Annotated in this window: 9 protein-coding genes; 8 read left to right on the top strand and 1 reads right to left on the bottom strand. The window is 72.9% G+C overall.

The window, feature by feature from the left end; all coding sequences use genetic code 11:
• Window positions 1–87: 87 nt before the first annotated feature.
• The 3 genes from ABZ808_RS15340 (at window position 88) to ABZ808_RS15330 (ending at window position 3676) form a co-directional block, all read left to right on the top strand.
• The gene (locus ABZ808_RS15340; protein ID WP_357006055.1) at window positions 88–1272 is read left to right on the top strand and encodes a zinc-dependent alcohol dehydrogenase; all 1185 of its coding nucleotides are present in this window, start codon (window positions 88–90) and stop codon (window positions 1270–1272) included.
• 148 nt (window positions 1273–1420) lie between these two features.
• Complete coding sequence (locus ABZ808_RS15335; RefSeq protein WP_357006052.1) at window positions 1421–2428, top strand: serine hydrolase; 1008 nt, start codon at window positions 1421–1423, stop codon at window positions 2426–2428.
• 111 nt (window positions 2429–2539) lie between these two features.
• Window positions 2540–3676, top strand: a complete 1137-nt coding sequence (locus ABZ808_RS15330; protein ID WP_357006050.1) for an MBL fold metallo-hydrolase — start codon at window positions 2540–2542, stop codon at window positions 3674–3676.
• Between the two features lie 2 nt (window positions 3677–3678).
• On the opposite strand, the gene dgt is transcribed toward ABZ808_RS15330, so the two are convergent.
• Window positions 3679–5190 (bottom strand): dGTP triphosphohydrolase, encoded by a 1512-nt coding sequence (dgt, locus tag ABZ808_RS15325; protein WP_357006047.1) that lies wholly within the window; start codon window positions 5188–5190, stop codon window positions 3679–3681.
• A 210-nt stretch (window positions 5191–5400) separates the two neighbouring features.
• On the opposite strand from dgt, the gene ABZ808_RS15320 reads away from it, so the two are divergent.
• The 5 genes from ABZ808_RS15320 to ABZ808_RS15300 all read left to right on the top strand — a co-directional run bounded on the left by ABZ808_RS15320 (window position 5401) and on the right by ABZ808_RS15300 (window position 11780).
• A complete protein-coding gene (locus tag ABZ808_RS15320; protein ID WP_357006045.1) occupies window positions 5401–7869 on the top strand; it encodes a Tex family protein in 2469 nt (822 codons plus the stop codon).
• Between the two features lie 188 nt (window positions 7870–8057).
• On the top strand, window positions 8058–8942 hold the full coding sequence (locus ABZ808_RS15315) for an aminoglycoside phosphotransferase family protein (protein ID WP_357006799.1): 885 nt from the start codon (window positions 8058–8060) through the stop codon (window positions 8940–8942).
• Window positions 8943–8965: 23 nt separating this feature from the next.
• On the top strand, window positions 8966–9412 hold the full coding sequence (locus ABZ808_RS15310) for a hypothetical protein (RefSeq protein WP_357006042.1): 447 nt from the start codon (window positions 8966–8968) through the stop codon (window positions 9410–9412).
• Between the two features lie 252 nt (window positions 9413–9664).
• Window positions 9665–10702, top strand: a complete 1038-nt coding sequence (locus ABZ808_RS15305; protein WP_357006040.1) for a glycosyltransferase family 4 protein — start codon at window positions 9665–9667, stop codon at window positions 10700–10702.
• Window positions 10671–11780, top strand: a complete 1110-nt coding sequence (locus tag ABZ808_RS15300) for an NAD(P)-dependent oxidoreductase (RefSeq protein ID WP_357006037.1) — start codon at window positions 10671–10673, stop codon at window positions 11778–11780. The genes ABZ808_RS15305 and ABZ808_RS15300 overlap by 32 nt, the downstream gene beginning before the upstream one ends.
• Window positions 11781–11796 lie beyond the last annotated feature (16 nt).

Here is an 11796-nt window from a genome sequence, read left to right as displayed (position 1 = left end):
CGGACAGCGGCCCTGGAGCGCTGCCCGGTTCAAGTGCCCGCGCCCGGGTAGCAGTCTCGGGAGACAGCGGCGAGAGGGGACGAGGGCATGAAGGCGTTGACCTGGCAGGGCAAGCGTGATGTACGGGTCGAGGAGGTGCCGGACCCGAGGATCGAGGAGCCGACCGACGCGATCGTGAAGATCACGTCGACCGCGATCTGCGGCTCGGACCTGCACCTGTACGAGGTGTTGGGGCCGTACCTGAAGCCCGGTGACATCCTGGGTCACGAACCGATGGGCATCGTCGAGGAGGTCGGGTCCGCGGTGACCGGGCTCAAGCCCGGCGACCGCGTGGTGATCCCGTTCAACATCTCCTGCGGCAGTTGCTGGATGTGCCAGCGTCAGCTCTACGCCCAGTGCGAGACCACCCAGGTCACCAGCGAGGGCAAGGGCGCCGCGCTGTTCGGGTACACCTCGCTCTACGGCTCGGTGCCCGGCGGCCAGGCCGAGTACCTGCGCGTCCCGCAGGCCCACTTCGGACCGATCGTCATCCCCCAGACCGGGGCCGACGAGCGCTACCTCTACCTGTCCGACATCCTGCCCACCGCCTGGCAGGCGGTGAAGTACGCCGACACCCCGCCCGGCGGCACCCTGGCCGTGTTCGGGCTGGGGCCGGTCGGGCAGTTCTGCGCCCGGATCGGCCGCCACCTCGGCGCGGGCCGGGTCATCGGGCTGGACCTGGTGCCCGAGCGGCTGGAGTTGGCCCGCCGGCACGGCATCGAGGTGCTCGACGTCCGCGAGCTGTCCGACGTGCCGGGCGCGCTGATCGACCTGGTCGACGGCCGTGGCCCGGACGCGGTGATCGACGCGGTCGGCATGGAGGCGCACGGTTCGCCGATGGGCAAGCTCGCCCAGACCGCCGCCGGACTGCTGCCGGACAAGCTGGCCCAGACGATGACCGACCGGGTGGGCGCGGACCGCCTCTCGGTGCTGCACGCCGCGCTCAAGGCGGTCCGTCGCGGCGGCACCGTCTCGGTCTCCGGCGTCTACGGCGGCGAGGCGGACCCGATGCCGCTGATGGAGATGTTCGACCGGGGCGTCCAACTGCGGATGGGGCAGTGCCACGTGCGCCGGTGGACCGACGAGATCCTGCCGCTGCTCGCCGGCGACGACGACCCCCTGGGTGTGGAGGACCTGCGGAGCCACCGGTTGCCGCTGGACGACGCGCCGCGGGCGTACGAGATGTTCCAGAAGAAGGAGGACGGCTGCGTCAAGGTGGTGCTCGCACCGTGAGCCGGGTGGTCGTGATCGCCACTGCGGCCAGCCGAGCCCGCCGGCCAGCGCGGCTCGGCTGAGCGGCATCGGGTACACCATGTATCGATCAACTCGCATAGGGTGGGGGGCCGGCAAGCGCTTCGGCGCCCCACGACGGGAGAGAAGATTGACTATCCGGCTGAACCGCAGGACAGCGCTCGGGCTCGGAACCGTGGCCACCGCCGGCACGGTGCTCGGCGCCGCGACACCTGCGAGCGCCGAGGTCACCGGGGCCGCTCCGACCACCCCCGCGCGGGCCGCCCGCCGCGTCGCCACCACCTACACCAAGTTCAGCACGCAGGCCGGCGGCAACTGGCAGGCGTACGTCAGCGTGGCCCGCCCGGACGGCCCGCCGGTGGTCGCCCTGGCGGCCCAGGCCGACCAGCGGATCGAGGCGTACAGCGTCAACAAGATCGCGGTGGCCACGGCGGTACTGGACAAGATCGACCGAGGGCTGCTCACCCTGGACCAGCGGGTCGAGGTGACCGCCGCCATCGTCGTGCCGGGCGGCGACGGGATCTTCAGCCTGGACGGCGCGTACCCCAGCAGCGTGACCCTCGGCCACGTCCTGGCGAACCTGCTCACCGTCTCCGACGACACGGCGGTGCGGCTGTGCGGGTCGGTCTGCCCGGCCGCCGAACTGAACGCCATCCTGGTCGGCAAGGGCTTCCCGAACACCCAGGTCGAGCCGGTGGCCAACCCGAACCGCTTCTTCCTGGGCACCAGCACCCCCCGCGAGACGCACGACCTGCTGCGGGCCCTGGTCGCCGGCACCCTGCTCTCCCCCGCCTCGACGAGTTTCCTGCTCGGGCTGCTGCGCTCCCCGGTGGCCTTCGCCGACGGCATCCGACGCACCATGTCCTCCGACGACCGGGCTCGCATCGCCACCAAGGCGGGCTGGTTCGCCGATGCCCGGCACGAGGCGGGGGTGATCTTCGACCGGTCCGGGGCGGCGGTGCTCACCTACGCGCTCTTCGCCGACGGGCAGGCCAACCCGGACGACTTCGGGGCCACCCACCCGGCGGTGCAGGCCCGCGCCGCCATGGGGCCCCGGTTCCTGACCGCGGTGGACCGGCTCAGCGGGACGGGCGCGACGCACCGGGCGGCAGCTCGACGGCCGAGCAACGGCGGCTGATCCTTTCGGCGGGCCGGTCGCCGCACGGCGACCGGCCCGCTCGGGCGACCGGCGACGCGCGGGCGGCCCTCGGTGACTACCGTGTAGTGCGGACACGGCGGAGGGACGGCGATGGCACCAGCGGATCGTACGAACGGTGATCGGTCGCGCGGGCGACTGCTGCGGGGCACGGCAGGGCTCGCGGCGCTGGCTGGCCTGGCCTGGGTGGCCCGGGACGTGCCGGCGGCACTCGGCGGGCGACTCACCGGCGCCCGCGCCGAACGGGCGGCCCGCTCGCCGCAGTTCCGCGACGGCACCTTCCACAACCAGGCCGGCAGCACCCCCATGATGGCCGCCGACCCCGGTCGCAACCTGCTCCGCGAGCTGATCTTCGGCAAGCAGAAGCGACGCCCCACCGCGCCCGTGCCGCTGCTGCGCCCGGCCGCGCCGCAGGCCGCCGACGAGCTCACCATCGTCTGGTACGGCCACGCCTCGGCGCTGATCGAGATCGAGGGGCGGCGGGTGCTGCTCGACCCCATCTGGAGCGACCGGTGCTCACCGTCCGGGTTGGTCGGCCCGCGCCGACTGCACGAGCCCCCGGTACGCCTGGACGAACTGCCCCCGCTGGACGCCATCCTGATCTCCCACGACCACTACGACCACCTGGACATGGCGACCGTGCAGGCGCTGACGGCCGGGCAGTCCGCGCCGTTCCTGGTGCCGCTCGGGGTGGGCGCACACCTGGACCGCTGGGGCGTACCCGCCGAGCGGATCATCGAGCTGGACTGGACCGAGTCGCACCGGGTCGCGGGGCTGGAGATCACCGCCACCGCCGCGCAGCACTTCTCCGGGCGGGGCCTGCGCCGCGACGGCACGCTCTGGAGTTCCTGGGTGATCGCCGGGGAGCGGCGCAAGGTCTTCTACACCGGCGACTCCGGCTACTTCGACGGGTACGCGGCGATCGGCGCGGAGCACGGGCCGTTCGACGTGACGCTGATGCAGATCGGCGCGTACGACCGGGCGTGGCCGAGCATCCACATGTTCCCGGAGGAGGCGGTCGACGCCCACCAGGACCTGCGCGGCGGGCTGCTCATCCCGGTGCACTGGGCGACGTTCAACCTGGCCCTGCACGACTGGTCCGAGCCGGTGAACCGGCTGTGGGCGGAGGCGAAGGCCCGCGACGTCCGGCTGGCCGTGCCCCGCCCAGGCGAGCGGGTGGTCGTCGACGAGCCGCCCGCCGTCGACGGCTGGTGGCAGTCGATCGCCTGAGCTCAGAGCACGAAGGCGTCGGTCCAGAGCGCGCCGGACCGCCCGGAGAGGGCATCCAACATGGCCACCGCCTGACCGTCGGTGAGCTGCGCCACGAAGTCCACGATGGCCCGCCCCCGGGCCCGGCCGATCCGGTCCGGGGTACGCGGGTGCAGCTCCGCCTCGGCCAGCTCGACCAGGTCGTGCAGCCGGCGGGGCAGCCGGGACTCCTCCTCCGGGTCGAGCAGCCACTCCCACAGCGCCTCGACCAGGGTGCCCAGCAGCCGGGCCTGGCCGCGCTGGTGCAGGGCGAGATCCGGGCGGGCCAGCACGAACCGGTGGTGGACGAACTTGAGCACCTGCACCTCGTGCCACTGCGCGCAGCCGAGCAGCACGTAGCCGGAGCGGATCGATGGCTCGTCGGTCATCGTGATCGCCTCGACGAAGCGGGTGGACCAGCGGGCCGAGAACCGCGAGACGTACTGCTCCGCCTCGATGGAGCCGTCGAACGGCATCGCCAGCAGCCCGTCGACCAACTCCTCCCGTACGTGCTCGACGGCGGCGGCGAACGCGTCGTCGTCGGCGATCCACGCGTCCTTGCGGTGCAGTTGCCGGCGCAGTCGCTCGATCGCCGCGCCGGGCCGGCGGGACGCGGTGGTCAGCGCCGCGTCGGTGATCGCCCGGAAGTGCCCGCTCTCCCGCTGCCAGGCCATCAGCTCGGCGGAGACCGCGCCCTGCTGGAGCACACCGACCCGGTAGAAGTCCTCCACGTCGTGGATGGCGTACGCGATGTCGTCGGCGGTGTCCATCACGGACGCCTCCACGGTCTGCTGCCAGTCCGGGATGCGGCCGACGAACGGCTCCCGGGCCTGCCGCAGGTCGTCCAACTCGGTCCGGTACGCGCCGAACTTCAACGAGCCGCTCTCCGGGTCGTCCGGCGGGGGCGTGGCACCGCGCGGCGGCGGGTTCAGCAGGCGCGGGTGCGGGTCGGGGTAGTCCAGCCGGGTCCACGGGTACTTCAGCAACGCCGCGCGGACCGCGGCGGTCAGGTCCAGCCCGGTGGTGGCCGCGCCCCGGATCTCGGTGCTGGTGACGATCCGGTACGACTGGGCGTTGCCCTCGAAACCGTCGGCGAGGCCGAGGCGCTGGCGGGCCAGCCGGTCCAGCACCCGCTCCCCCAGGTGCCCGAACGGCGGGTGGCCGAGGTCGTGGGCGAGCGCCGCCGCCTCCACTACATCCGGGTCGCAGCCGCCGAGCTTGTCCAGCAGGTCACGCCACCGGTGGTCGGCGGTCAGCCGCTCGGCGATCGCCCGGGCCACCTGGGCGACCTTCAGGCTGTGGGTGAGCCGGTTGTGCACCAGCAGGCCGGAGCCGACCGGGCTGATCACCTGGGTGACGCCGCCGAGACGGGCGAAGAACGGCGAGCCGACGATCCGGTCCCGGTCGGCGCGGAACGGGTTGGCCGTGAGGTCGCCGAGGGCCCGGGCGCTGCCGCCGAAGAGCCGCCGGGTGCGCGGCTCCACAGGTGTTTCCATGATCGCCACGCTAGCGCAGGCCGGGCGGGACCGCCGCCGGGTCACCCGGCCGGGTGCGGCGGGTCATCCCGGCCCGGCGGGACGGATCGCCCCGGCCGGGCGCGGCGGGTCATCCCGGCCGGGTGCGGCGACGCCGCCGGGGAGCGCCCGGCACAATGCAGGCGGTACCCGCTCTTTGAAGGCGGATCGAGTCGAAGGCGGATCGAGATCGTGACCCAGTCTGTTCATCAGCGGATCGCCGACGAGCTCGGCGTGGCCGAGCGTCAGGTGCGGGCGGCCGTGGAGCTGCTCGACGGCGGCGCCACCGTGCCGTTCATCGCCCGCTACCGCAAGGAGGCCACCGGCCTGCTCGACGACACCCAGCTGCGCACCCTGGAGGAGCGGCTGCGCTACCTGCGGGAGCTGGACGAGCGGCGGGCCGCCGTCCTGGAGTCAATCCGCGGCCAGGGCAAGCTGGACGAGGCCCTCGAAGCGCAGATCATGGCGGCCGACTCGAAGTCCCGGCTCGAGGACATCTACCTGCCGTACAAGCCGAAGCGGCGGACCCGGGCGCAGATCGCCCGCGAGGCCGGGTTGGCGCCGCTGGCCGAGACGCTGCTGGCCGACCCCAGCCAGGACCCGAAGGCCACCGCCGCCGGGTTCGTCGACGCGGAGAAGGGCGTCGCCGACGTCGCCGCCGCGCTGGAGGGCGCCCGGGCGATCCTGATCGAGACCTTCGCCGAGGACGCCGACCTCATCGGCACGCTGCGCGAGCAGATGTGGTCGCGGGGGCGTCTGGTCTCCCGGGTACGCGATGGTCAGGAGACCGCCGGCGCGAAGTTCGCCGATTACTTCGACTTCTCCGAGCCGTACCCGAAGCTGCCCTCGCACCGGATCCTGGCGATGTTCCGGGGCGAGAAGGAGGGCGTGCTCGACCTGACCATGGACCCGGAGGAGGCCGGCGAAGCGGACGCCGTTCCGACCGGCCCGAGCCGGTACGAGGCGGCCATCGCCGGCCGGTTCGGGGTGTCCGACGCGGGCCGCCCGGCCGACCGCTGGCTGGCCGACACGGTCCGCTGGGCCTGGCGTACCCGGATCCTCATCCACCTCGGGGCGGACCTGCGGATGCGGTTGTGGCAGGCGGCCGAGGAGGAGGCGGTGCGGGTCTTCGCCACCAACCTGCGGGACCTGCTGCTCGCCGCGCCGGCCGGCAGCCGGCCCACGATGGGGTTGGACCCGGGCCTGCGCACCGGGGTCAAGGTGGCCGTGGTGGACGCCACCGGCAAGGTGCTCGCCACCGACACCATCTACCCGCACGAGCCGCGCCGACAGTGGGACGCGTCGGTCGAGACCCTCGCACGGCTGGCCGGGGCGCACGGCGTGGAGCTGGTGGCGATCGGCAACGGCACCGCCTCCCGGGAGACGGACAAGCTGGCCGACGACCTGATCAAGCGATACCCGCAGCTCAACCTGACCAAGGTGATGGTCTCCGAGGCTGGCGCGTCGGTCTACTCCGCGTCCGCGTACGCCTCGCAGGAGCTGCCGGGGATGGACGTGTCGCTGCGCGGCGCGGTCTCCATCGCCCGCCGCCTCCAGGACCCGCTCGCCGAGCTGGTCAAGATCGACCCACGGTCGATCGGGGTCGGCCAGTACCAGCACGACCTGTCCGAGGTGAAGCTGTCCCGGTCGCTGGACGCGGTCGTGGAGGACTGCGTGAACGCCGTCGGCGTGGACGTCAACACCGCATCCGCGCCGCTGCTGACCCGGGTCTCCGGGATCGGCGCCGGGCTGGCCGAGAACATCGTGCTGCACCGGGACGCCAACGGGCCGTTCCGGTCGCGGACCGCGCTGAAGAAGGTGGCGCGGCTCGGGCCGAAGGCGTTCGAGCAGTGTGCGGGCTTCCTGCGCATCCCCGACGGCGACGACCCGCTGGACTCGTCCAGCGTGCACCCCGAGGCGTACCCGGTGGTCCGTCGAATCCTCTCCACCACCGGGCAGGACCTGCGCTCGGTGATCGGCAAGAGCGGCATCCTGCGTGGGCTGCGGGCAACTGATTTCGTCGACGACCGGTTCGGTCTGCCCACCGTCACCGACATCCTCGCCGAGCTGGAGAAGCCGGGCCGCGACCCCCGGCCGGAGTTCCGCACCGCCACCTTCGTCGAGGGGGTGGAGAAGATCAGCGACCTGACGCCGGGCATGCTGCTGGAGGGCGTGGTCACCAACGTGGCCGCGTTCGGCGCGTTCGTGGACGTCGGCGTGCACCAGGACGGGCTGGTGCACGTGTCGGCGATGTCCCGGACCTTCGTGAAGGACCCCCGCGAGGTGGTGAAGTCCGGTGACGTGGTGCGGGTCAAGGTGCTCGACGTGGACGTACCCCGCAAGCGGATCTCGCTGACCCTGCGGCTGGAGGACGAGCCGGGCGCCGACGCCGGCCGGGGCGGCCGGACCAACCAGGAGGGTCGCGGCGGCCCGACGCAGCGCGGCCCCGAGGGCGGTCCCGGCGGACAGCAGAGCGGACGCGGCGGTCAGACCGGCGGACGCGGCGGCCAACAGGACGGACGCGCTGGTCAGGGCAGCCGCGGCGGACAGCCCGGCGGACGCGCTGGTCAGGGGGGACGCGGCGGCCAGCAGCGGCAGAGCGCGCCGCCGCCGGCCAACGACGCGATGGCCGAGGCCCTGCGCCGCGCCGGCCTGGCCTGACCCGCGCCTGAGCGCTCCTCGGGCTCCGGGACGCTGCCCGTGCCCGGGCAGCGTCGCGCCCACACGAGATCTCGGACAGTTTCCGTCAGGTGCTGACGGAAACTGTCCAAGATTCGCGGCCGCCACGTCTCCCCGGGGAAATCGGATCGCGGGGCGGCGGGGTTCGGGGTGATGATCTCGCGGTGAAGATGCACGCCGACCAGGTCGAGGTGAGCGCGGACGCGGTCGCCGCGCTGGTGGCCGAGCAGTTTCCACAGTGGCGGGCGCTGCCGGTCCGTCCGCTCACCTCGACCGGCACGGTGAACGCCCTGTTCCGGCTGGGTGCGGAGATCGTGCTGCGGTTTCCGCTGCTACCGACCGCCGACCCCGAACTGCGCGCCGAACTGCGGCGGGAGCAGGAGCATGCGCGGCTGCTCGCCGCGCACCTGCCGGTGGCGGTGCCCGAGCCGCTCGGCCTGGGCGAACCGGGCGAGGGGTACCCGGGGCCGTGGACGGCGTACCGCTGGATCGCTGGCGAGACCGCGCAGGCCGACCAGGTCGGCGGCTCGGACGCCTTCGCCCGCGACCTCGCCGCCGTGGTGGCCGCGCTGCGCCGCGTCGACACCGGCGGGCAGAGCTGGCCCGGGTTCGGCCGGGGCGGGCCGCTGGCCGACCAGGACGCCGACGTGCGGTCGGCGCTCGCCGTCAGCGGCGACCTCGCGGACACCGCCCGGCTCGCCGAGGTGTGGGCACGTTGCCGGGACACCCCCCGGCACGATGCCGCCGACGTGTGGATCCACGCCGACCTGATGCCCGGCAACCTGTTGGTACGCGACGGGCGGCTGGTCGCGGTCATCGACCTCGGCACGGTCGGCGTGGGCGATCCGGCGGTGGACCTGATGCCGGCGTGGAACCTGCTCGATGCCGGGTCGCGGGAGACGTACCGGCGGGTGCTCGGCGTGGACGACGCGACGTGGGAACGTGGACGCGGGTGGGCCCTGTTACAGGCGATCAACGCGCTGCACTACTACGTCGAGACCAACCCGGTGATGGCCGACATCGCCCGGCGCACCCTGCGGGCGGTCCTGCGCTGAGTCGGATCGCGTACCGTCGGCTCGTGGGTGAGGGCGACGGCCGGGAGTGGCGGGAGCGGCAGCAGCACGCGGTGCGGGCGCACGCCGACGCGGAGGCGCGGCGGCGAGCCGCCGAGCAGACGCAGGCGGCGGAGCTGGTGGCCTGGTTCGTGGCTGAGGCGACCCGGCGCGGGCTGCCCACCACCCGGCTGTTCGCCCGGGGCTACGACGGTCGCGGACGCTACCGGACCCGGTTGACCGGCTGGTACGTCGACCGGGCCGAGACCCGGGCGGTGGACGTGGCGGGCCGGTTCCACCTGCTGACCGTGCCGGGCGGCCTACGGGCCCGGCTGTTCGGCGTCGACCCGCAGCCCAGCCCAGCGCCGCTGGTCGTCGGCGCGGGCGGGCGCGACGGTGAATCGATCCCGTTGCGCACGCTGCTCGCCCGACTCCTCGGCGACGGGCCAGATTCCACCACCTCCACCCGGTAGCAGCGGCAACCGCACACCGCCGCCGGGACCGCCAGGCAGGTCACGGAGGTCGGGCCCCGACCGGGCTGCCCGACTTCGACGCCAGTTTCAGCCGCGTGCCGCACACCGATTACAGGTAAAGGTCGTTTGTCCATAGTAGCGACCTCCTATGATTGATTTATCCCCGCATGGACAGTTCAACCTGAAGGTCCAATTAGTGAAACTCGTACGCGTTTTTGATGATCCTCGTTGGCCGTCGGCCGGAACCAGGCCATGTTGAGCGTTCCGCTGGCCGGCGGAATCCTGCTCGCACTCATCGTCGGCACCCTGCTACAGCCACTGATCCTTCGGCTGCTGACCGCAGCCGCCGTCCTCGACATACCGTCGGAGCGGTCCGCACACCACACCCCGATCCCCCGCGGCGGCGGCGTGGGCGTCGCCGCGGCGGCCGGGCTCGCACTGCTCCTGAACGAGCACGCGCGATCGATAGCCGTCCCGCTGCTGCTGTTCGCGGCGATCGGGCTGCTGGAGGACGTCCGGGGTGTCCCGGTCCGGATGCGGCTGCTTCTGCAGTCGCTCGCCGGCGTGGCCACGGGCCTGGCGTTGGTGCCCAGCGGCCACGTGGCGTATGTCCAGGTGGCCCTCGTCCTCGCGCTGGCGGCGTGGCTGACCGCCTACGTGAACGCCTTCAACTTCATGGACGGCGTCAACGGCATCTCGGCCGTCCACGCGATCCTCGCCGGAGTGGTCTACGCCGGCCTCGGCGTGCTGCAGGACCTTCCGCTGCTGACCGCGGCCGGCAGCCTGATCGCCGCCGCGTCCCTGACCTTCCTGCCCTGGAACGCCTGGGTCGCCAAAGTCTTCCTCGGTGATGTCGGGTCGTACGCCCTCGGCGGCGCGTTCGGCGCGCTCGCCGCGTACGCGATCGTGCGTGGCCTCCCGCCGGAGGCAGCCGTGGCGCCACTCGCCCTCTACCTCGCCGACACCGGTTGGACGCTCCTGCGCCGCATCCGCAACGGCGAAGCCTGGTATCGCCCCCACCGCAACCATGCCTACCAGCGGTTGACCGACAGCGGGTGGTCACATCAGAGGGTCACCGCGGTCACCGCCGGCATCGGCGCGGTCGTCGCCGGCTGCCTCGTGACCGCGTCTTTCAGCGGGCCAGTCACCCGCGCCGTACTCGATGCCGCAGCCGTCGCCATCCTCGCCGCGTACCTCGCCGCCCCCGCGTGGCTCACCGTTCAGCGGTCTCGGCCCACGTCAGAAGGAAGGACGATCCATGCCACAACTGTCAACTCCGCGAGCCGGTGACCTGGGCGGGGCCGGGCCTCAGCCGGTCCGGCGGGTCGCGGTGCTCGGCAGCAGCGGCTTCGTCGGCCGAGCGGTCGTGGCCGCACTGAGCAGCCAGGGAGTCGAGGTCCAGCCTGTCCGTGCGCCGCGCCTGTCGTGGCCGCTCGCCCAGGCCCTCCGGGTCGATGCGGTGCCGTCGGGTCTGGACGAAGAGGTCGTCGCCGAACTCGCCGAACACCTCCACGGCGCGCAGACCGTGATCAACACGGCCGGGTTGCCGGACGGGTCCGCCCTCGACAGCGCCGAGTTGTACGGCGGAAACGCCCTCCTGCCCACCCTGGTCGCCCGAGCCAGCGCTCTCGTCAACGCCCAGCGGCTGGTCCACGTCAGCTCCGCCGCGGCGCAGGGACCGATGGCACTGGACGAGACCCCACGGACGATGCCCTTCTCCCCGTACTCCCGTTCCAAGGCGATCGGTGAGCGCATGCTGCGGCGCGAGGACTGCGTCGACACCGTCATCTACCGGTCGACCTGGGTCCACGACGTGGACCGGCCGAACACTAGAGCGCTCATTCGGCTCGCACAGTCACCGATGAGCTGCGTCGCCGGGGATGGTGACGCACCGACGCCGCAGGTCCTCATCGAGGACGTCGTCGCGTCGATCGTCCACCTCGGTCTCGTCAGCGGCCCGGTGCCACCCATCGTGCTGCAACCCCCCAACGGCATGACGACCGGGCTGCTGCTCCGCCTTCTCGGTGGCCGCGAGCCACGGCACCTCCCACCGCTGCTGGCGTGGTACGCGACGAGCTTCGTCAACGCGTACGGGAAGACGAGCCTGCGGGCCAACGCGCACGCGCGGCGGGTGGACATGCTCCTGTTCGGCAAGCGTCAGGCGCCCGGCTGGCTCGCCGAGCAGGGGTTGGCGCCCCAACTGCGCCCCGAGGCATGGGAGCGGCTGAGAACGGCCGGCACCTCACTGGCGCCCACGCCGGGCGCCGACGCCGTCGCGCGCCCGAGAACAGGCGACTCGCAGCCGCGCGACATCGACGAGTCGGCGGCCGAGCGATCCAGCCGGGCGGACGCGACCCGAGGCATCTGACGCATCCGCTCCCCCG

The organism is Micromonospora sp. NPDC047527 (assembly GCF_040643015.1).
GTDB lineage: Bacteria > Actinomycetota > Actinomycetes > Mycobacteriales > Micromonosporaceae > Micromonospora.
Note: the sequence above shows the minus strand (reverse complement) of the source record. Positions and strands in the feature narration are given on the sequence as shown.

What these genes read in the sequence shown, in the direction of transcription:
- ABZ808_RS15340 (WP_357006055.1), top strand. Translation starts at nt 88, where the DNA reads ATGAAGGCGTTGACCTGGCAGGGCAAGCGTGATGTACGGGTCGAGGAG.
- ABZ808_RS15330 (WP_357006050.1), top strand. Translation starts at nt 2,540, where the DNA reads ATGGCACCAGCGGATCGTACGAACGGTGATCGGTCGCGCGGGCGACTG.
- dgt (WP_357006047.1), bottom strand. Translation starts at nt 5,190, where the DNA reads ATGGAAACACCTGTGGAGCCGCGCACCCGGCGGCTCTTCGGCGGCAGC.
- ABZ808_RS15315 (WP_357006799.1), top strand. Translation starts at nt 8,058, where the DNA reads ATGCACGCCGACCAGGTCGAGGTGAGCGCGGACGCGGTCGCCGCGCTG.
- ABZ808_RS15305 (WP_357006040.1), top strand. Translation starts at nt 9,665, where the DNA reads ATGTTGAGCGTTCCGCTGGCCGGCGGAATCCTGCTCGCACTCATCGTC.
- ABZ808_RS15300 (WP_357006037.1), top strand. Translation starts at nt 10,671, where the DNA reads ATGCCACAACTGTCAACTCCGCGAGCCGGTGACCTGGGCGGGGCCGGG.